The 21052-nt window shown below is 28.5% G+C and carries 20 protein-coding genes; 3 read left to right on the plus strand and 17 right to left on the minus strand.

Features of this window, described 5'->3' with window-relative positions; all coding sequences use genetic code 11:
• Nucleotides 1-6 precede the first annotated feature (6 nt).
• From fliD to AVANS_RS06565, 7 genes are read right to left on the minus strand one after another with little or no spacing between them, the layout of a single operon-like run.
• Entirely contained in the window at nt 7-2322 is a 2316-nt protein-coding gene (fliD, locus tag AVANS_RS06535; RefSeq protein WP_239817088.1) for a flagellar filament capping protein FliD, read from the minus strand.
• A gap of 12 nt (nt 2323-2334) precedes the next feature.
• On the minus strand, nt 2335-2703 hold the full coding sequence (locus AVANS_RS06540; RefSeq protein WP_239817089.1) for a flagellar protein FlaG: 369 nt from the start codon (nt 2701-2703) through the stop codon (nt 2335-2337).
• 44 nt (nt 2704-2747) lie between these two features.
• A complete protein-coding gene (locus tag AVANS_RS06545) occupies nt 2748-4568 on the minus strand; it encodes a menaquinone biosynthesis decarboxylase (protein WP_239817090.1) in 1821 nt (606 codons plus the stop codon).
• Nucleotides 4565-5500, minus strand: coding sequence for a hydroxymethylbilane synthase (gene hemC / locus AVANS_RS06550; RefSeq protein ID WP_239817091.1), 936 nt, complete (start codon nt 5498-5500; stop codon nt 4565-4567). Before hemC ends, AVANS_RS06545 begins: the two co-directional genes overlap by 4 nt.
• 9 nt (nt 5501-5509) lie before the next feature.
• Nucleotides 5510-7117 carry a cation:proton antiporter gene (locus AVANS_RS06555; protein ID WP_239817092.1) on the minus strand — a complete coding sequence of 536 codons (1608 nt, stop codon included), beginning with the start codon at nt 7115-7117 and terminating at the stop codon, nt 5510-5512.
• Nucleotides 7117-7470, minus strand: coding sequence for a helix-turn-helix transcriptional regulator (locus AVANS_RS06560; protein ID WP_239817093.1), 354 nt, complete (start codon nt 7468-7470; stop codon nt 7117-7119). The genes AVANS_RS06555 and AVANS_RS06560 overlap by 1 nt, the downstream gene beginning before the upstream one ends.
• Before the next feature lie 10 nt (nt 7471-7480).
• Nucleotides 7481-8281, minus strand: coding sequence for a DnaJ domain-containing protein (locus AVANS_RS06565; RefSeq protein WP_239817094.1), 801 nt, complete (start codon nt 8279-8281; stop codon nt 7481-7483).
• A gap of 107 nt (nt 8282-8388) precedes the next feature.
• Here AVANS_RS06565 and gpmI point away from each other — a divergent pair, with 107 nt between their 5' ends.
• Complete coding sequence (gpmI, locus tag AVANS_RS06570; protein ID WP_239817095.1) at nt 8389-9816, plus strand: 2,3-bisphosphoglycerate-independent phosphoglycerate mutase; 1428 nt, start codon at nt 8389-8391, stop codon at nt 9814-9816.
• Between the two features lie 683 nt (nt 9817-10499).
• Here the strand turns inward: gpmI and citF are convergent.
• From citF to prfB, 10 genes are read right to left on the minus strand one after another with little or no spacing between them, the layout of a single operon-like run.
• Nucleotides 10500-12038, minus strand: a complete 1539-nt coding sequence (gene citF, locus AVANS_RS06575) for a citrate lyase subunit alpha (RefSeq protein WP_239817096.1) — start codon at nt 12036-12038, stop codon at nt 10500-10502.
• Entirely contained in the window at nt 12038-12931 is an 894-nt protein-coding gene (locus AVANS_RS06580; protein WP_239817097.1) for an aldolase/citrate lyase family protein, read from the minus strand. The genes citF and AVANS_RS06580 overlap by 1 nt, the downstream gene beginning before the upstream one ends.
• Nucleotides 12925-13215: a citrate lyase acyl carrier protein gene (gene citD, locus AVANS_RS06585; protein ID WP_239817098.1), complete on the minus strand. Its 291-nt coding sequence runs from the start codon at nt 13213-13215 to the stop codon at nt 12925-12927. Before citD ends, AVANS_RS06580 begins: the two co-directional genes overlap by 7 nt.
• A gap of 56 nt (nt 13216-13271) precedes the next feature.
• Nucleotides 13272-14270, minus strand: a complete 999-nt coding sequence (citC, locus tag AVANS_RS06590; protein WP_239817099.1) for a [citrate (pro-3S)-lyase] ligase — start codon at nt 14268-14270, stop codon at nt 13272-13274.
• Nucleotides 14270-15181, minus strand: a complete 912-nt coding sequence (locus AVANS_RS06595) for an SDR family NAD(P)-dependent oxidoreductase (protein WP_239817100.1) — start codon at nt 15179-15181, stop codon at nt 14270-14272. The genes citC and AVANS_RS06595 overlap by 1 nt, the downstream gene beginning before the upstream one ends.
• A 9-nt stretch (nt 15182-15190) precedes the next feature.
• A complete protein-coding gene (locus tag AVANS_RS06600; protein WP_239817101.1) occupies nt 15191-15988 on the minus strand; it encodes a DnaJ domain-containing protein in 798 nt (265 codons plus the stop codon).
• Nucleotides 15985-16419: a TM2 domain-containing protein gene (locus AVANS_RS06605; protein WP_239817102.1), complete on the minus strand. Its 435-nt coding sequence runs from the start codon at nt 16417-16419 to the stop codon at nt 15985-15987. The genes AVANS_RS06600 and AVANS_RS06605 overlap by 4 nt, the downstream gene beginning before the upstream one ends.
• Nucleotides 16420-16445: 26 nt before the next feature.
• Complete coding sequence (locus AVANS_RS06610; protein WP_239817103.1) at nt 16446-16895, minus strand: TM2 domain-containing protein; 450 nt, start codon at nt 16893-16895, stop codon at nt 16446-16448.
• Between the two features lie 10 nt (nt 16896-16905).
• Nucleotides 16906-17223, minus strand: a complete 318-nt coding sequence (locus AVANS_RS06615) for a TM2 domain-containing protein (protein WP_239817104.1) — start codon at nt 17221-17223, stop codon at nt 16906-16908.
• The gene (prfB, locus tag AVANS_RS06620; protein WP_239817105.1) at nt 17216-18319 is read right to left on the minus strand and encodes a peptide chain release factor 2; all 1104 of its coding nucleotides are present in this window, start codon (nt 18317-18319) and stop codon (nt 17216-17218) included. The genes AVANS_RS06615 and prfB overlap by 8 nt, the downstream gene beginning before the upstream one ends.
• Nucleotides 18320-18401: 82 nt before the next feature.
• On the opposite strand from prfB, the gene rimO reads away from it, so the two are divergent.
• Entirely contained in the window at nt 18402-19715 is a 1314-nt protein-coding gene (gene rimO / locus AVANS_RS06625; protein ID WP_239817106.1) for a 30S ribosomal protein S12 methylthiotransferase RimO, read from the plus strand.
• Entirely contained in the window at nt 19705-20709 is a 1005-nt protein-coding gene (tilS, locus tag AVANS_RS06630; protein WP_239817107.1) for a tRNA lysidine(34) synthetase TilS, read from the plus strand. Before rimO ends, tilS begins: the two co-directional genes overlap by 11 nt.
• Nucleotides 20710-21052: the final 343 nt, after the last annotated feature.

The following is a 21052-nucleotide window of genomic DNA, read 5'->3' on the forward strand; positions in this document are numbered from 1 at the left end:
TATTCCTTATTTATTTGCAAAAGCTGAGTTAATAAGAGCATTAATTGTATTACCTTGCAACTCATATTTCTTTAAAATACCATCATAATGGCTTAATTTGTTTGCTAAAGTTTCATACTTTTTCTCAATCTCTTGATTGATTTTTTTAATACTCTCATTTAAATCTTTTACATCTTTTTCTAATTGCTGACTATACTTACTAATAGTTCCATTTGAGCCAACTAAACCATCTAAAGTATCTTTAAATGTTCTAAATATACCAGTTTGCTCTGTTTTAATAGTATTTATAGTTTTTTCTTCCAAACCAAGTTGTAATAATTTATCACTTGAGCCTTTTATTTCTAAAGCATTTTTACCTGTGCTTGAAATAATAATATTACCATCTTTTCCAAGTTTTGCGCTTACTCCATCAATCTTAGCATCATTTATAGCTTCAACTAATTTATTTAAGTATTCACCTTGAGTGATAGTATTTTTTGGATCATTTAATTTATCTAAAAACTCTTTTTTAAACGTAATATCTTTTCCATTAATCTTTAAATCACCTTCAGCTAAAGCTACTTTTTGACTAATTGTTTTACTTGTTTCGTTTAATTCTTGATATTTTGTGCTACCTTGTAAAAACGATTTGATATTTTCGCCATTCTTTTTATAAGCTTCTTCAAACTTTGATTTTTTAAATTCTAAAATACCCTTTTCGTTAAGACTAAATCCCATACCAGATAAGCTCATTCCATTAGCATCTGCTTTTGTAATTAATGATGATAATTGAGATTTTAATCTCGTAATCTCTGTTATACCTTGTAAGCTTCCTGAAGTCTTTTTCTCTTGATCAAATCCAGTTGAAGTAGCAAGTGAATTAACTAAGGCATTATAGTTTGTTGTAAAGGTATTTAAATGTTCTGTTAGAGCATCTAAGTCATCGCTAACTTTAAAATTAGTTACACCTTCTTTTTTAAGAGTAATCTTTGCACCTATTATTAAATCCTCAATATTATTAGTACTTCTAGTAATTTCTATACCTTCATAAACAAATTTAGAATCTTTTGCAGTCTGAACGTGATTTGCCGAAGTATCTATTGCCTTCAATCTAGTCTCTGCTGATTTAACATCTAATTCATTGTCAAAATAATTAAATTGTTGAAGTTCAAAAAATTCTTGTAATCCTTTTTTCTCATCATTACTTAATTTGTCAAAATCTGTTAGTTTATTAATACTTACAGTTTGTTCTTTTCCACTGCTATCTTTAAATTTAACATTCAGCTCTTCGCCTTTGTTTTTGATAAACGAAACCCAATCTTTAGTTTGTTGCTCCATATTTGTTTTATCTTTAAATTCATTAAATACAGCTTTTCTTTCATCATCGCTTAATTTAGTTAAATCTGTATCTTTATTGATTGTAAATTTAACTTCTTTTTCAATAGTTTTACTGCTATCATTTGGATCTTGTTCTGATATTTTGTAACTCAACTCTTTATCTGCTGTTAATTCTGAAACTTTTTTTTGTATATCTTCCAAATAATTTTTATCACCTAAAATTACCTTAGAAGCATCAAGTTGTTCTGTAGCACTCTTAAGCTCTTTTTTAACCGAACTAGCATTTGCTGAGTTTAATAAACCAAGTTTTTTAAGAACTGCTTTTGAAAATTCTGCTACATTAGGATCATCGTTTTTACTTGATATACCAAAAGCTATTTCATTATCAATTCCTGCTTCTTTACTTGTGATCATAAGTCTATAATTATCATGACCTGTATCTAAAACTTTAGTGCTTACATAATCGCTAAGTTTTTTACCATTTTCATTTGTAGCTGAAAGAATTTTATCATTTAAGCTCTGTATAGAATCTCCTGAATTGATTCTTATAGTAAATTCTTGTTTATTAACGGTGATTTTAAATTCTGCATCTTTAAGCATTTCTTTTTCACCTTTATCATTAATAATACTAACATCATTAAAAATACCATAAGCTTCACTAGAAAACGAATTAGTTTGATAAGCATCTTTTGTAGCTAATTGTTTTACGTCTATATCAAAATCGCCTACTTTTACGCCTTTTTTTGTAGTGATACTAGCACTCTCTCCTGTTGCATCAACCTTACTTTTAGAAAACACATCACCTTCAACAATACTTGAAATATCCCCTTTAAAAGTTCCTAAAAGTGTGGTTAAATCTGTTAAATCCTTTTGTTTTGCTTGTGTATCAGTTAGCTTTTTATTAGGTATTGCTAATTGTTGCTTTTGATCAGCTTCTTTTAATGCATCATATTTTTCTTTAAATTGAAACTGGTTTGCACCTGCTACTAAGCCTATTCCTGCCATTACTAACTCCTTTTAGCTTTTTTTATCAAATATAATTCCTATTGCTTCTTTCATACTTTCGCTTAGTTTAATTACTTCTTCATTAGGAATTTTACGAATTACTTTACCTGATTTTGTAGCTATTACATCTACATACATTTGATTAATTTTATCGTTATAACCAAATCTTACATCAGTTTTTAATTCTTCCATATTTTCATTAAGCTTTTTGATTGACTCATCTAGCTTTTCTTTTGTGATTTCCTTATCTATTTCTTCATTTTTTTGCTTGCCCGAATTTGTTTCAATATGAGTTTGCTCAACTGGGCGCATTTTTGTTGTTTCTGCACTCGCTCTTACTTGAGTATCATACTGAGAACTCGCTGCTCTAAAAATTTCCATAATAATCTCCTTTTAATATGCTTGTTTTCTAAATCGGCTAATTTTTAAAAAACTTCATACCTTTTGAAAAAATTTTCATCATTTTCTAATAAATTTAATTCAATAAGCCCATTTATTACTGATTTAGTGCAATCAGTTGTACTAGGCCACTCGTTTAAATAGCCATCAATTTCGCCTTTTGCATAAGCTGCTACTAAAATACCATTTTCATCTATTTTAATATCTGTACTTGGATCATAATTATTAAAAGCTCTCCAAACTAACATATAAGCATTTGTTAAATCAACGCCTTTATCAAATAATACAACCACTCCACCTAAATTATCTTTACAAGCTTTATAAATCTCATCTAAATTATGCTTTCTATCTAAACTTATGCAAGTAATTTGTGTCTTTGCCTCAGGATAGAAAATATTATATTCATACAAGCCAAAATCTTTTAAGTTTTCTAATAAAGCTTTAAGATTTGGTTTAAAGCTTTCTTTTAGGTGTAATTCATTTTCTTTTTTAAATGTATGTGCTTTATAAGCGGGTTTAGTTGTAGCATCAAGCCCTAATTTTCCACCCATTCCTAATTTTGTGCTTGAATGATCAAGCTCATCACATAATCCATAACTTAAAAGTAATTTGCTAGGAGCAAAATTATCTAAAATATATTCAGTAATTTTAGGATAATCATTTAAGCTAGGTGCATTTTCATCAACAAAAATAGCATTTTTTACAAAAGCCATTTGCCCTACTCCCCAAAATGCGTGCATATTTGCCATTGCAATGCCTTCATAATTATTTTTAAGCTTTGCTAAAATCAAATTATGAAAAACTCCATTTTCAGGCATAGAATAATCAATCAAATCAGGGCAAGTTGTCTTAAGTAATGGCAAGAAAATTCTCTCAGTCCCATACCCCATCCATTTATCTTCAAGTGGAGGTTTGCCAACAACCGTTGCATTATAAATAGGCTCATTTTTACCCGTAATTTTTGTAATCTTCATAACAGGGAAATTTCCTTGTGGAGTATAAAATCCTGTATGATCGCCAAAAGGCCCTTCAATAGCAAAATGATTTACATCAATTTCGCCTTCAATTACAAAATCACTATTGCTTGGAACATATAAATCATTTGTATCACATTTTACTAATTTTGCACCTTGTTTTTTTATAAATCCATAAAGCATTAATTCAAATATGCCTTTAGGAAGTGGTGCTTGAGCACAAAATATATGAAGTGGGTCATCTCCTATTGCAATAGCTACTGGCATTTTTTTATTTGCTGTTTTATATTCATAAAAGTAATTATTTGCATCTTTATGAAGTTGAAAATGCATAATTAAATGATTATCATCTAATACTTGCAAACGATACATTCCTAAATTATTTTGTTTTCCATCAAGGCTTTGTGTATAAACTTGACCCATTGTAATGAATGCACCTGCATCTTTTTCCCAAGTTTTAATGATAGGAATTTGATTTAGGAAATAGGTTTTTTGTTTGCAAGGTGCGTTTTTGTTAATTTCTCTTTTTGGAGCTATATTTTTTAATGAAAATAATTTATTAGCTAGATTTAATTTAGCGCCAAATGTTGGCGGAATATGTAGCTTTAATAAGCTTTCAATTTCTGCTGCTACTTCATCAGGACTTTTGCCTAATACTAAATTAAGTGCTTTTTTATTAGCAAAAACATTCATAATAATAGGCATATCATAAGTTGTGTTGCCCTTTTTAGGATTAGTAAATAATAATACCTTTGAATCGCTCTTTTTAGCTTCTAAATAAGCTAAATGAGCTATTTCTAAATCAACATCTAAAGGAGTATTTATAACCTTTAATAAATTTTCTTTTTTTAATTTTTCTATATAATTTTTCATAGCATTTCTTTTAATAATTCTTCATTTTCTTTTAATAAATCAAGTGCTCCGTATTTTATAAACTCTTTTGCTAAAACAACCCCAAAATCACTTGCTTCTTTTTTGCTTATTTTTCTTTGCATTTTGATGATTTTACTAGCATCAATTAAGCCTACAATTGCATTTACGCATATTAAATCATCATTTATCATAGAAGCATTAATTCCAATAGGAGCACCACAACCCCCATTTAAAGTAGCTGTAAAATCTCTTTCAATCTTGCAAAGTAAAGCTGTCGTTTCACAATTTAGTTTTGAAACCAAATTAAGAACCTTTTCATCATTAATACTTTCAATCGCAACTGCACCTTGCCCTGCTGAAGGTATCATTATTTTAGTATCTAAAATTTCATAATTTAAATCATCTAAAAGATTTAGCCTTTTAAGTCCTGCATAAGCTAAAACTATCGCATCAAATTCGCCATCTTTTAGCTTTTTAAGTCTTGTTTGTAGGTTTCCCCTTAATGAATGTATAGAAAAATCATCTCTAATAAGTCTTAGTTGCATTTGGCGGCGAAGACTTGTTGTGCCTATTTTTGCACCTTGTTTTAACTCGCTTAATGATTTTTCATTTCCACGAAAAACTACAACATCATTTACCACTTCTCTTTTACATATACTTGCAAGCTTAAAATCATAAGCTAAACTTGCTCCTACATCTTTTAAAGAATGAACGCTAATTTGAGCAAGTCCATCATACATAGCGTTTTCTAATTCTTTTATAAATAGATTTTTGCCACCTATTTTTGCCAAAGGAGTATCCAAAATCACATCTCCTTTAGTGCTAAGTTCTAATAATTCTATATTAAGATTTGGCTCAATTTTTAATAATTCTTCTTTTACATATTCACTTTGCCATAAAGCAAGTAATGATTTTCTAGTAGCTATTTTCATATTTTTCCTTTAAGATTGTTGTTTTATTCTGCAAACTAACGCTTCTTGTAAAAGCGTTCTTGCTATTACTTTTTCTTCTTTTACCATTTTGATATTTTCACCTAAATCTTCAAATATCTTATACTCATCTTTATTAATTCTAATGATTACATTAGCATTTGGGTCATAATCTAGTATTTTTTTACTTACTACTTCTAAAACTTGTTCGTTTGAAATAGTTACAATTACTGCAGCACTTGTTTTAATACTTGCATTATCAAAGCTTGCTGTTTGTTCTGCACTTGCATAATAAACATTCTCTGCTCTACTTTGACCTAATTCAACCAAGCTCATATCATTTTCTAAAACAATATAAGGAATGCCTTGATTTTTAAGTCTTAATACAACTTCTTGACCTAAAGATCCATATCCAAAAATTACAAAATGTCCGCTCATTGCTTCTATTTTAGGAGCAACTGTGATTATTTCATCATTTGTAATACTTGCTAGAGTTTTGATATTTTTTAAGATAAATGGAGATAAAATCATACTTAAAATTACTGCAAGTGTTAGCATTTGAGCTGTATTTGAATCAAGCATTTTATTAGCAACTAATAAAGTAAATATAGCTAATGCAAATTCTCCTATTTGACTAACACTTAAAGCAGTTTTTAAGGCATCACTTTTAGTGCTTTTAATGCTTAATAATAAAAATATACATAAAGTCTTAATAAGCATAATTCCTATTGTAAGAGCTATGATTACATACCAGTATTTTATAATTACATCTATATTTATTTGAAGTCCAACCGTAATAAAGAAAAATCCTAATAAAAGGTCTCTAAAAGGTATTAAGTCAGCTTCAATTTGGTGTTTAAACTCAGTTTCAGCTATCATCATTCCAGCAATAAACGCTCCAAGCGAATACGAAAAGCCAAAAAACGAAGCTAAAAAAGAAGCACCTACAACGGTAAATAAAATCGTAGCTATAAAAATCTCTTGAGAATTAGTCTTTAATACAAAATAAAGCACCTTGCTATAAATATATTTTCCTATTAAAAATAATAATAACAAAACAATAAAAGCTGATATTAAAGTCTTTATAACAAGTGTGCTAATAGCAACTCCGTCTTGATTAAATATATCTATCATTAGTAGTAGTGGAATTACTGCAATATCTTGAAATAATAATATTCCTAAAGCTTTTCTTCCATAGCGTTGGTTTATGTCTTGATTTTCATTTAAGATTTTTAAAACAATTGCAGTTGATGAGAGCGAAATAGTAAAACCTATAATTAAAGCAATATCATCTTTAATCCCAAAGGCATGATGTAAGATAACAGCAAATACTATCCCACAAATTCCCATTTGTAAAGCACCATTTACAAAAACATCAGTTTTCATAGTAAGAAGATGCTTTATGGAAAACTCAAGCCCTATTGTAAACATCAAAAACACTATTCCAAATTCTGCAATATGGCTTAGCTGTTCTGATGCAGTTACAAAAAATACTTCTTCAATAATAAAACCTGTTGCAATATAACCTATTATTGTAGGTATGCTAAATTTTTTAAGCACTACATTTAAAATGATTGCAATAGCACTTGTTATTAAAAATATTTCTAAAAAAGCCTGCATTAACTACTGCCTTTATCATCATAAAAGATTACATCATATTTTTGATTTTGTTTTATTAAAGCATTCTTTTTAGGTTTTTCTTTTAAATTATTAAGCATTTCTTCATAATCTGCTATTTGATTTTTAAGTTCTAAAATAATGCTAACCCCTGCTAAATTTACCCCTAAATCCCTTGTAAATCTTAAAATTAATTTAATTCTATCCACATCTCTTTGAGAATACATTCTAACCTTACCACAGGTTCTATTTGGCTCAATCAAACCTTCTCTTTCGTATTGTCTTAGAGTTTGTGGATGAATGTTTAATTGTTTTGATACAACTGAGATTAAAAAAACCGGCTCATCATAATGCATTCAAACTCCTTTATAAATATTCTTTTAAAGCTTTTACTAATTTTTCATCAAGAGTGTTAATATCAGGTAAAATAACCTTAACCCTTAAATATAAATCACCCTTAGCCTTTGTGTATTCGTTATTTATACCCAAACCTTTAGCTTTTAATAAAGCACCATTTTTTGTATTTGCTGCGATTGTTATTTTTCTACCTTGCTCCTTTGGAGTGTCAAATGGCACTTTTCCACCAAATAAAGCTATTTTTAAAGGCACTTCTAAATCTTTTGTTAAATCATCTCCATCTCTTTCGTATTCATTGCTATTTGTTATTTTTATTTTTGCTTTTAGACTAACTCCGTTTTTACTAACTGAGACTTCTTGATTATTTATAATGCCTGATTTAATCTCAATATCAAAGCTCATTCCTCTTACATTAACGCTTTTTGTAGTTCCTAAAATAGCTTCAAGAAAGCTTATTTCTAATTCAATTTGCATAGGTTTATTAAACGAACTTGAATTAAATCCGCCGCTACTTCTACCGCCAAAGCCAAATTGAGAAAATATATCTCCTAAATCAACCCCATCAAAACCACCTGAGCTAAATCCGTTAAAACCATTAAATCCACCAAAAGAAGGATTATCATAGGCTTTTCTTTTCTTCTCATCGCTTAAGACTTCATAAGCTTCTGTGATTTCTTTAAATTTTTCTTCCGCACCCTTATCTTTATTAACATCAGGATGATATTTTCTTGCAAGACTTCTATAAGCTTTTTTGATTGCATCTGTGCTAGCGTCTTTTTTAACGCCTAATATTTCGTAATAATTTTTCATCTTTTCATCCTATAATAACATAAATTTTTGAGTTATTTTAGCTAATCTAACTTAATAAAGTTTAACCACTTAGTATCAACTCTTAAATTATACTTAAAGGAGAAAAAATGCAAAAATGTATATTAGTAATAACCGATGGAATAGGCTTAAACGATAGATTAGAATACAATTCATTTCATCATGCAAAAAAACCAAATTATGATTATTTAAATATTAACGCTCAGTTTTGTAGATTAAAAACTAGTGGCAATGCAGTAGGACTTCCTAACGGGGTTATGGGAAATAGCGAAGTTGGTCACATGAGTATAGGAAGTGGTAGAGTAATTTATCAAAATCTTGTAAGAATTGATAATGCTATAAAAGATAAAAGCTTAGAAAATAACAAAACCTTAAAAGACTTTTTAAGTAAATTTAAAAACATTCACATAATAGGCTTGTATAGTGATGGCGGAGTTCATTCAAGCCATATTCATTTTAATGAAATAGCAAAAATTGCAAGTGTTAAAAATAATGTTTATATGCACTTAATAAGCGATGGAAGAGATGTTTTGCCAAGCTCTTTTAAAGATTTTTATAAAAACAATCCAAGTTTTATAAAACCAAGCAGTATTTCAGGTAGATTTTATGCAATGGATAGAGATAATAATCTTGATAGAACAAATGAATATATAAATATGCTATTTTCAAGCGCAAATGAAAGCAATTTAGAAGATTTAATTAATAATTCTTATGAGAATAAAATCTATGATGAGTTTATAAAACCAAAGAATTTAGGCTTTAGTGGGATTAATAAAGATGATGGAGTAATTATTATAAATTTTAGAAGCGATAGAGCAAGACAGATTGCAAGTGAGCTTAAAAATCGCCTAAGTAAAGAACAAGTTTTATGTATGTGTGAATACGATGAAAAACTTGAGCTTAGTGTTATTTTTCCAAAAATTGATATAAAAAATACTCTTGCAGAAGTAATTAGCCAAAATAATCTTATACAATTTCACACAGCAGAAACTGAAAAATACGCTCATGTTAGCTTTTTCTTTAATGGCGGAGTTGAGAAAGAATTTAAAAACGAAAAACGCTCACTAATCCCAAGCCCAAAGGTTAAAAGCTATGATGAATTACCACAAATGAGTGCTTATAAAGTTTGTGATGAAGTATTAAAAGCAATGAATGAAGAGTTTCATTTCATAGTTGTAAATTTTGCAAATGGCGATATGGTAGGTCATACAGGAAATTATGAAGCTTGTATTAAAGCAGTTGAGTGTGTGGATGAGTGTTTAGGTAAGATTATAAAAACTTGCAAAGAAAAAGATTATGCAATGATTTTAACCTCTGATCATGGAAACTGCGAAGATATGATGGATACTCATGGAAATATTCTAACAAATCACACTACTTATGATGTTGGCTGTTGGTTTTATAATTACCATAAAAATGTGAAATTAAACGATGGTAGCTTAGCAAATATTGCTGCAAGTGTGCTAAAAATACTTGATATTAAAAAACCTGATGAAATGGATGAAGCTTTATTTTAAATCTTAATTCCTAATTCAAATTCTTTCAAATTTTAGTGGAATTTGAATTAGGATTTTAAAATCTTTTAGACCCTGCACGAATTAAAATCTTGATTTTAGTTTTATAATTCTTTTTTAAACAATCTGCTTAAAACAAAAATGAGTGAGATTTGATTTTAATTTGAATTTATATAAAGCAAATCAATATTTTTAGTTTTATAAAGTCTAAATATTATTTTTAAATTCCTATTTCAAATTCTTTGAAATTTTAAACAAAAGCTATTGATAATTATTATAAGTTCGGAACAAAAATCCTAAATCCTAAATAATTCAAACAAAAGTTATAAAAGAAAAAAATATAAAAGTATTTGAAGTTATAAGCAAAAGAATTTGAAATAAGAATTTAAAACAATGTTTAACCTTATAAAACCAAACTAAATCTTCACTTGCATTATTTTTAATTTTAAAAATTATCTTACAAGTGCTTAGAACAATTTAAAAGCTAATTCCTAATTCAAATTCTTTTATCTTAAGCTTTAAAATCTTGCACGAATTGATTAGAATAATTTATGTGATTTGCTTTAATAAAAATCAAAAACCCTAATAAATCACACATTTTTCAACATTAAGATTTTTAATTTGATTGTTTATTCCTATTTCAAATTCTAAAAATTACCAAAGGAATTTGAAATAGGATTTTAAAATTATAAAGATTTATAAATTACATCTAAAACGCTGCCATCACGATATTCTACAACGCCTACGATTTCATCGCCAAATTTTATGCTAGCAGGTTTGCCTGTTATATTTTCTGCCATTTCTTTTAATTCTTCTATGGTATATAGCTTAATACCAGCTTTTGTGAAGTTTTCTATCAAATCAGTTCTTTTTGGATTTACAGCAATTCCATAATCCGTACAAACCACATCAACATTTGCTCCTGGGGTACAAACCGTGCTAACGCTATCTACAATGATAGGAATTCTAGCACGAATTAAAGGAGCTAATATCATTGAAATTTTTGCACCTTCGGCTGTATCTTGATGTCCGCCTATTGCTTGATTTATCACTCCTGTTGAAGTTGTAATAACATTTACATTAAAGCTTGTATCAATTTCTAAAGCTCCTAACATTACAAAATCAAGCTGATTTACTGCTGGTGTTACTAAATTTGGGTTTGCATAAAATGAAGCTGAAATCTCATAATGCTTAGGATTTTTTGCAAGTGAGCTTACTGCATCTAAATCAAAGCTTTGAGTATCAAAAAGTGCGTCCATTAAACCACTTTCATGCAAATCAACTAAAGCCCCTGTAATTCCACCTAAGCCTAAGCTTGCCTTTACATTATGCTTAATCATCTCATCTTTTAAAAGTTTTGTAACAGCTAAGCTAGCACCTGCAGCTCCTGTTTGAAAGCTAAAGCCATTTTTAAATAAACCTGAAGCTAAAATACATTTTAAAGCATTTTGAGCAATTAAAATATCTCTTGGATTATCATTAAAGCGAATTGCACCTGAAACTATTCCTTTTGGATCTCCGATACTTTCAATCTCGCAAACATAATCAACCATAGTTTGATCAATACTTGCAGGAAGATTTATTCCATCAACCAAATTATCAGTAATTGCAACAACTTTATTTGCATACATAGCATCAACTTTAGCATAACCTAAACTTCCACAAGCTGATTTTCCTGTGTAGCCATTGATATTGCCGAATTTATCGCAACTTGGAGCTCCTATGAATGCTACATCAATTTTAAGCGAACCATCTTCAATAGCTCTTGCACGGCCTCCATGTGAGCGAATAATTACAGGAGTTTTTAAACCACCTTGAGAAATAAACGAGCCTAATGGATCTCTTAAGCCACTTGTTTGCAAGCTTGTAACAACGCCATTTTTAATATGCTCTATTAAAGGCTTATGGCAAGTTGAAAGCGAACTTGCAGCTACACAAATATTTTTAATACCAAGCTTAGCAATCTCATCTAAAACTAGATTTACTATATAATCTCCACTTCTAAAGTGATGATGAAAGCTTATTGTCATACCATCTTTAAGCCCTGATTTAATTATCGCATCTTTTAAATCTTGTGTGATTTTATCTTGTTTTTTACCAACTCTAATTGCTGCACCGATTTTACGCTCTTTAGGTTGTTTTAACTCTCCACTATATACAACTACATCTTTATAATTTTCTATTTTATTTGGGATTTTTCTATTTACTGCGTTTAATTTAAACATTAAAACTCCTCCTTATAAAGCCCGCTAGCTTTTGCTAGTTCAATTACTCTTAAAGCTCTTATAATTATTGGTCTATCAACCATTTTTCCATCTACTGAAATTACTCCAATATTGTTCTTTTCAGCTTCTTTAGCTGCATTTACAACTTTTATTGCGTTTATTATTTCTTTTTCTTTTGGAGCATAAATATCATGAACGATTTTAATTTGACTAGGATGAATTACTGACTTTCCATCAAATCCTAAATCTTTAATAAATTGCACTTCTTCAGCAAAAGCAGCCTTATCTTTAATATCTGAAAAAACGGTATCAAAGCAATACAAATCATTACTTCTTGCAGCATGAACGATTTGCTCTCTTGCATAATAAAGCTCCATTGCGTGTTTGCTTCTAGTTGTTTTTAGATTTGTTACATAATCTTCAGCACCTAAAGCAATCCCCATTAATCTATCACTTGCCTTTGCAATCTCGCAAGCATTAATTACCCCACTAGCACTCTCAATTGCTGCTAGGATTAGTGTTTTTTTAGGACGATTTAATTTATATTCAATTTCGCTTATTAATTCATCTACTTCTTTTACTTCGTTTGCATTATCGGTTTTTGGAAGTCTAATAACATCAACCCCTGCACTAACCATAGCAATTACATCATCTCTTCCATAAGGAGAATTAAGAGCATTTATTCTAACTACTACTTCTGTTGTGCCATAGTTAATCTTTTTTAGAGTTTCATAAGTTAGCATTCTAGCAGCGTCTTTTGCTGAAATACTTACAGCATCTTCTAAGTCAATCATAATTGAATCACTTCCATAAATATGTGCATCAATTAGCTTAGCAGGTGCATTGCCTGGTAAGAACATCATACTTCTTCTTAATCTATCTTTATTTAGCATAATTCATTCTCCCAATTATAATCTTTTAAACTAGCTCTAAAAATTGCAGTTTTAAGCCTTGCACGGATTACTAAATCAAGCGCTCCTTTATCTTCAATCTTAATTGTTGCGTTTTTTACTTCGTATTCATCTAAGATTTCATTAACACTTTTTAAAATATCTTCGCCAAATTGTTTATAAACACTTGAATTTAGCTCAATCTTTCTTCCAACATTTGCTGGACTTATACTAATTAAAACATCGCCTGATTCAAGCGAACCTGCACTAGCAACGGTTGTAATCATCAAATCTCCTAATTAATTAAATTTTTTAAGTTTTGTTTTATTATTGCAAAGATAACTTAATTTTTAGTTATTAAATTATTTTTTAAATATTCATAAGTTGAATTTGTGCAGAGCAATTGTAACTCTTCATTATTTAAATAATCCTTATCATTTAAAATAATTTTCCTAATTCTACTAGCACTTACTACTTCATTATTAATTTCAAGTCTTGGCACTTCGCAAAATCCTATTTCAAATTCTTTTAAAATTTCTTTTGCTTTTTCATTATAATCATTTGTAATTTTATCGTTTGGCTCACTTCCAAAAAATCTAATGTTTATTCCTAAAATAGGTGCTATTTTTGTAGCAAATAAAGTTATATCAAGTCTTGAATAAACTTCATTTATATCAGCACTATCTTTTAAAAAATATGTAGGAAATGTAGCTTTTGAGATTATGTAATTTTTGCTTTCGTGAATTATTATATTTTTATATTCTTTTAGCTCGTTTTTAGCAATCTGTATTCTTGCATCAGTGCTAAACATACTTAAATCTTCACTTAAAATAAATATATGTAAAATATCGCATTGCTTTAAAGCTTCTTTTATTAAATACAAATGCCCCTTACTCATAGGATTTAAATTCATTACAATTGCACCTATTTTATTAGCTTTTTTGTAATGCTTTTCTAAATCAAATTTATACTTTTCGTAATTTAGCTTAGTATTTTCAAAAAGAGCAATATCAGGAGTTTTGCATAATAAATAAAGCCCTAAATTTGAAAATATCTTAGCATTACATGGCTTTGTAAATATAAAATATTCATTTATATTAAGCTCTCTTAATTTATCAGCAATTTGGCTAAGCAGTGTTGCACTAAAATTATTGCCTTGCAAAGATTTATCAATGGCAATACATTTTACTATATTGCCACTTATACAAGCGCAAGCTTTTATCTCGTCGTTTTCTTCATAAACTAAAGCATATTCTATATCTTCTTCATATCTTAAATCAAATTCTTTTAAAAATTTTATTAAATTTTCTTTTTCATACTTTAGTAATAAATATCTAAACATTAAAACCTAGCTTCGTGCTCTAATTGATTTTTGCAAATATCTTCAATAGAATACTCTAATTCATACTCTAAATAATTGCAAAATTTTTCTTCATGCTTATGCTCATTTTTTAAAGCTATTGTTATATTTATGTCTTTTTTGCTTAGCTTTTCTACTAAAGCTACTAATTCTTTTACGCTTATACTTTCTTTACTTGCAATAGTGGTGCATATATTTTGTCTTTTTTCGTGCAATTCATTAGCAATTTTTAGATTAATATTTACAACATCATCAATATGAACGAAATGATAATTCTCATCATAAATAAAATCACGACCCAATTCAGCTTTTCCACAAGCAAGCCTTGCAACATTTTTAATTATTGAATAATGCTCGAATTCTCCTAAAAATATCTTAGAATAATATCCAGCGATATTGCAATATCTTAAAATTGCATAAGAAAAATCAGGATTAGTATTCGCATAATCACGAATCATATTTTCTGCTAAAATCTTTGTTTTAACATAAGCATCATTTGTATTCTCTAAGCCTATTTTTGCAAATATACTTGATGGATAGATTAAATTATTAATCTTATGCTTTTTCATAACCTTTAAAACTTTAAAAAGATTTATGATATTGTTTTCATAAAATGTTAGATTGTCTTTTTTGCTAAAGTTTTCATTAGTGCTTGCTGCAAAATGAAAAACCATATCTATTTTAAATCTACTTACAACATCTTCTAAAGCATTGCCATTTGAAATATCAACTTCATAAAAATCTATTTCATAATATTTTTTAATATTTTTAATAGCTTTTTTATTTTTTCCACTTAAATTATCAATTCCAATAACCTTATGACCAGCTTCTAAAAACCTAGTTGCAGTAGCTGAACCAATATATCCTGCAACTCCTGTTATTAATATAACCACTTATCTTCCTTAACTCAATTTTTCTTTTAAAATTTCATAAGCTTCATTTATTTCATGAAACTTTTCTATACCTGCTCTTAATTCATCTTCACTAAGATTTTTTGTATTTAGTATATCAGGATGATATTTTTTCGCAAGTCTTCTATATGCTGCTTTTACTTCTACTAAGCTTGCATTTGGACTTAATTCTAAGACCTTATAAGGATCTTTTATACTTTGCTTATTTTTTCGCGTATTGTTACCAAAATTAATAAATTGTGCAAATTCATTTGAAACTTCAAAAATTTCTGCAATCTCTTTTAAGGCTGAAACCTTTCTTTCGCTAAAGCCATCAATACTCGCACAAAAAAGTAAGCTTTGCATAATATTTAGCTTTTCGTGTTTATTAAGAGTAAAATTATTTTTAAGTTCTTGTGCTACAAGTTTGTAATTTTCTGGATTTTCTTTAGCGTCTTTAAAAACTTGTTTTAATCTTTCACGCTCAACTAAATTATATGAATTTTTATCTAAGATTAGCTTTATAAACTCAGCTTCTTTAGGAGATATTACGCCATCTAGCTTTGCAATCTTTGCAATTAAAGCTACTAAATATTCAGCATATCCGCCTTTCATTTGGCTAAATTGATTATTTAAAATATTTCCTTTGAAGAAAAATGGTAGCAATATCGCTCCAATAAGCCCTAAAATAGCAGTTATAATAGTGCCAATTGCAATAGCAAAAAATGAAAAGATAGTTCTAATAATACCTTTACCAGTAATAAATCCAATAATGCCTAAAATTATTATTAATATTAAAAATATATTCAATTTTCATCCTTTATTACACTTAAAATCTTTTGAAAATTATCATTTTTTATACCACGATAAACTAAAAATACATCAAAATAAATAAAAAAATTAATAAGTACCCATAATGCAAGGCAAGATAAGACTATCAAATCAGCATTTTCATTGCTCTCAACGCCACGCCCAAAAAGCATAGCAAGTCCTTGAAATGCAATAAACAAAAAATGTGAAATTACACCACCTAACAATCTAATAATTCCTAAAAGTATATTACCTTTATAAAATCTATCAACTCCAAAACTTCCAAGAAATATCCCTAAAATTAATGCCATTTTAGGAGATTTTAGATTAAGCATAAAAAGAGCATTATTATTCAAATTTTTATCTTCTAAGCTTAGTATTTGTTTAGTATTTAAATATGTTTTTAAATACAAAGCTTGATATTCTTTCATTAATAAATCCTATTTCAAATTCCACATCAAATTACCATCAAAATCTTTTGAAAATTATCCTTTTTAATCCCACGATAGACTAAAAATAAATCACAAACGATATAAATCATAAACAAAAACCATATACCAAAACAATACAAAATGATTGTATCTATTTCTTGCTCTAAATTAGGTGGCGCAGGCGGTGCATCTGGTGCAGCATATACAATAACACTCAAAGCACTTAAAAAAGCAGTAAATAAAGCAGCATGAGAGATAAAAGACAAAATAAGCTTAATAATTCCTAAAAATATATCGCCTTTATAAAATCTATCAACCCCAAAAACACCAAAAAATATTCCTAATATCACCCCTATTTTTGGAGATTTTAGATTAAGTGCTAATAAAATCTTTTTATCTAAATTCTTATCTTTTAAACTCACTAAATCATTAGATTTTATCTTGCCTAACAAATATACTAATTCGCTCTCTTGCATAAATTTTCCTTCAAATTACCATCAAAATCTTTTGAAAATTATCCTTTTTAATCCCATGATAAACTAAAAATAAATCTAAAAGCCACCAAATACCAAATGTTATCAAATTTACAAAAATTTTGATAATTCCTAAAAATATATCGCCTTTATAAAATCTATCAACCCCAAGTACTCCTAAAAATAATCCTAAAATAAGCCCTGTTAAAGGGCTTTTTAAATCAAGTAAGCATATCTTAGAAAAATCTGCATTATCTTTAGTGCTTAATATAAACAAATCTTCTTCGCTAATCTTATCTTTTAAAGCAAGCAAAGCTATTTCTTTATTCATTATCACCCTTTTGTGCAATTAAAACGCCTTCTATCATTTTTTTAATATCGCCATCAAGTATCGCATCAACTTGACTAAATGCTTCATTGCTTCTAGCGTCTTTTACTTGCTGATAAGGAGCTAAAACATAAGAGCGAATTTGATGTCCGAAACTATTTTCGCCAACTCCCCCTGTATCTTTGCCATCATTTAATTTCTCCATTTCAAGCTCATAAAGTCTTGAGCGAAGCATTTTATAAGCTGTGGCTTTGTTTTTGTGCTGACTTCTATCGTTTTGACATTGAACTACAATTCCTGTTGGAATATGAGTAATTCTTACAGCACTTTCTGTCTTATTTACATGTTGTCCGCCCGCACCGCTTGCTCTATAATAATCAATTCTTATATCTTTTTCTTCAATTTCAATTTCTATATCATCATCAATTTCAGGTGCAACGATTACGCTACAAAAACTAGTATGACGTCTTGCATTGCTATCAAATGGGCTAATTCTTACAAGTCTATGAACTCCGTGTTCAGCCTTAAAATATCCGTAAGCATTAAGCCCACGAGCAACAAAGCTAACATCTTTTATCCCTGCTTCATCACCTTCTTGGTAATCAAGTGTTTCAACCTTAAAGCCTTCTCTTTCACAAAATCTTAAATACATTCTATAAACTATACTAGCCCAGTCGTTACTCTCTGTTCCGCCTGCTCCTGGGTGAATATTGATAATTGCGTTTTTAGAATCATTTTCTCCACTTAAAAGCATTGAAATCTCAAGACTTTTTATAGTATCTTCAAGGGTTTGGCTATCAGCATATAAAGCTTCTAATGTGTCTATATCATTTTCTTTACAAGCTAATTCAAATAATTCAATTGTGCCTATTAATTCACTATAAGCAATCTCGTATTTTGAAACTAATTGATTTAGTTTTGTTTTTTCTTTTCCAAGTTCTGCAGCTTTTTTGGCTTGAGACCATAGTTCTGGATTTTCTTGTTCTTTTTCTATTTCTTGTAGTCTTTTTTTTGCTTCGTTTGGTTTTATGATTTTTTCTATATTTTCTAATTTTATTCTTAGTTCTTTTAGTAATTCGCCGAATTCATAAGTATCCAAAATTTACTCCGTAATTGTAATTTTAAAGGCAAATCTTAGCTAAAATTTATTAAGATAATAGCTTTTTTTAAAGGAATTTTTAATGAAATTATTTTTACAAAGTTTAGGCTGTAATAAAAATCTAGTAGATAGTGAAATCATGCTAGGACGTTTAAAAGAATACGAAATTACAAACGAAGCTAGCGAAGCTGATGTTTTGATAGTAAATACCTGTGGCTTTATAAAAAGTGCAAAAATTGAGAGTATAAATGCGATTTTAGAACTTCACGAAATTAGAAAAAAAAATTCAATTTTGGTTGTTACAGGCTGCTTGATGCAACGCTATAAAGATGAATTAGTAAAAGAATTACCTGAAGTTGATTTATTTGCAGGGGTTAGCGAGTATGAAAAAATTGATGAGCTAATCGCAAATCGTGAAAGTAGATTTAGAGATTTTGTATATTTACAAGATGCAAACGCTAAAAGAGTTATAACAGGCTCAAATACTCACGCATATATTAAAATCGCTGAAGGCTGTAATCAAAAATGTAGCTTTTGTGCAATTCCTAGCTTTAAAGGTAAATTAAAATCACGAAGTGTTCTTGACGTAGCAAAAGAAGTAAAAGGACTTGTTGAAAAAGGCTATTATGATTTTTCTTTCATTGCTCAAGATACAAGCTCTTATTTAAAAGATTTAAATATTAGCGATGGTTTAGAGAAATTAATAGATGAAATTGAAAAAATAAAAGGCGTTAAGGCTGCAAGAATTTTATATCTATATCCAAGCTCACTAAAGCCAAGTTTAATTGCTAAAATCATTGATTCAAAAGTATTTGTAAATTATTTTGATATGCCACTTCAACATTCAAGTAATAATTTGCTAAAGATTATGAAGCGTGGATATGATAAGGCTAAGGCAATTAGCTTTTTAGAACAAATGAGAAAAGCTCCTAATAGCTTTTTAAGAACTGGCTTTATCGTAGGACACCCAGGTGAGAGCGAAGAAGATTTTAATGATTTATGCGAGTTTATAAAAGAATTTGATTTTGATAGAATTAGTGTATTTGCATATTCAAAAGAAGAAGACACAGCAGCTTACGAAATGCCACAAATTCACGCAAATACAATAAAAGCAAGACTTAAAAAAATTGAAAAAATAGTAGATGAAAAGATAAATCAAAGTTTTGCAAAAATGCTAAATCAAGAAATCATAGCAAGTTGTTTGGGCGAATCTAGCGAAGGAGAGTTTTTCATAGGTGCTAAGCCACTTTTATTTGATAGAGATATTGATGGAGAAATACTAATAAACGAAAGCGAAGTTCAAGATTTAAAAGTGGGCGATTTAATAGTTTGTAAAATCACGCAAGTAAATGAAAAAACATTAATCGCAACAGCTCTAAGACGCTATGAAAATTGATTTTTTAGACGAGCTAAAAGGCAAAAAAAACCTTTTAGCCTTTTCTCATGGCACTGATAGCACGGCACTTTTTTATGCTTTGTTAGATAATTGCGAGTTTGATTTGTGCTTAGTAAATTATCACACAAGAATAAATTCAGATGAAGAAGAAGAAAAAGCTAGAAATTTAGCTAAAAAATACGGAAAAAACATTTATATAAAGCACGCAAATCTAGCACAAAATAATTTTGAAAATAATGCTAGAAATTATAGATATGAGTTCTTTGATGAGCTTATGTGTAATTATGATAATTTAATAATAGCTCATAATCTAAATGATAGATTTGAATGGTTTTTAATGCAATTTGCAAAAGGTGCAGGACTTTGTAATTTGCTTGGTTTTAATGGTATTGATAATAGAAAAAATTATAAAATTATTCGCCCATTAATAAATGTCAGCAAAGATGAAATCATGCAATATTTAGAGCAAAACAAATATGAATATTTTCAAGATGAAAGCAATTTTGATACTAAATATAAAAGAAATGAAATAAGATTAAAATACGCAAATGAATTCATAAAAAGTTATTCAAATGGCGTTAAAAACACTCTAAATTATTTAGAAAACGATAAAAGCAAAATATGTAAAGATGCATTTTCATATAAAGGTATTTATTTTTGTCTAAACGAAAACGCAATAGATAAAGCAATCAAAAAACTAGGTTTTATAAGTTCAACAAAGCAAAAAATAGAATTAAAAAATCTTTTGGCTAAAAACAACGAAGCTGAGCTTTATTTTGGGAGTAATTGTGTTTGCATTTGCATTTATAAAGGTTATTTTTTGGTATTTTTAAAGGCGATTTTTAAACTAAGCAAAAATCAAAAAGAAATGTTTAGAATAGCAAAAGTGCCTAAAAATCTTAGATTTTTTCTAGCTTTACACAATATTAGTTTAAGTGAATTATCAAATAATTTAAAATTTAAGAATTTAAAACAGGAATTTGAAATTATCTAAAATCTAAAAAATTGTTTAAAAAACAGCTTAATTCAAACAAAACTACACTCAAATTCCTATTTCAAATTCTTTAAATTTTCAATGTAATTTCTAAGCAAATTCAAAAGGAATTTGAAATAGGAATTTCATTTTTCTTAAAAAAGATTTTTTGGAATTTTTATAATACTTTTTTATAAAAAGGAGTAAGAAAACGACTTCGCAATTTAAATCCTTACCCATTCTTCTAAGATAATTTAAAAAATAATCACTAAAAAAAATGAAATTCCTATTTTAAATTCCAAAAACTTAAACTTGATAATTCTAAATGTAAGTAAAAATTGCTAATAAAGATAATTTGTATTAG

The organism is Campylobacter sp. RM5004, assembly GCF_022369455.1.
Taxonomy (GTDB): domain Bacteria; phylum Campylobacterota; class Campylobacteria; order Campylobacterales; family Campylobacteraceae; genus Campylobacter_E.

Coding starts and splice junctions, on each gene's coding strand:
- fliD (WP_239817088.1), bottom strand. CDS start 2,322: ATGGCAGGAATAGGCTTAGTAGCAGGTGCAAACCAGTTTCAATTTAAA.
- AVANS_RS06540 (WP_239817089.1), bottom strand. CDS start 2,703: ATGGAAATTTTTAGAGCAGCGAGTTCTCAGTATGATACTCAAGTAAGA.
- AVANS_RS06545 (WP_239817090.1), bottom strand. CDS start 4,568: ATGAAAAATTATATAGAAAAATTAAAAAAAGAAAATTTATTAAAGGTT.
- hemC (WP_239817091.1), bottom strand. CDS start 5,500: ATGAAAATAGCTACTAGAAAATCATTACTTGCTTTATGGCAAAGTGAA.
- AVANS_RS06555 (WP_239817092.1), bottom strand. CDS start 7,117: ATGCAGGCTTTTTTAGAAATATTTTTAATAACAAGTGCTATTGCAATC.
- AVANS_RS06560 (WP_239817093.1), bottom strand. CDS start 7,470: ATGCATTATGATGAGCCGGTTTTTTTAATCTCAGTTGTATCAAAACAA.
- AVANS_RS06565 (WP_239817094.1), bottom strand. CDS start 8,281: ATGAAAAATTATTACGAAATATTAGGCGTTAAAAAAGACGCTAGCACA.
- gpmI (WP_239817095.1), top strand. CDS start 8,389: ATGCAAAAATGTATATTAGTAATAACCGATGGAATAGGCTTAAACGAT.
- citF (WP_239817096.1), bottom strand. CDS start 12,038: ATGTTTAAATTAAACGCAGTAAATAGAAAAATCCCAAATAAAATAGAA.
- AVANS_RS06580 (WP_239817097.1), bottom strand. CDS start 12,931: ATGCTAAATAAAGATAGATTAAGAAGAAGTATGATGTTCTTACCAGGC.
- citD (WP_239817098.1), bottom strand. CDS start 13,215: ATGATTACAACCGTTGCTAGTGCAGGTTCGCTTGAATCAGGCGATGTT.
- citC (WP_239817099.1), bottom strand. CDS start 14,270: ATGTTTAGATATTTATTACTAAAGTATGAAAAAGAAAATTTAATAAAA.
- AVANS_RS06605 (WP_239817102.1), bottom strand. CDS start 16,419: ATGAAAGAATATCAAGCTTTGTATTTAAAAACATATTTAAATACTAAA.
- AVANS_RS06610 (WP_239817103.1), bottom strand. CDS start 16,895: ATGCAAGAGAGCGAATTAGTATATTTGTTAGGCAAGATAAAATCTAAT.
- AVANS_RS06615 (WP_239817104.1), bottom strand. CDS start 17,223: ATGAATAAAGAAATAGCTTTGCTTGCTTTAAAAGATAAGATTAGCGAA.
- rimO (WP_239817106.1), top strand. CDS start 18,402: ATGAAATTATTTTTACAAAGTTTAGGCTGTAATAAAAATCTAGTAGAT.
- tilS (WP_239817107.1), top strand. CDS start 19,705: ATGAAAATTGATTTTTTAGACGAGCTAAAAGGCAAAAAAAACCTTTTA.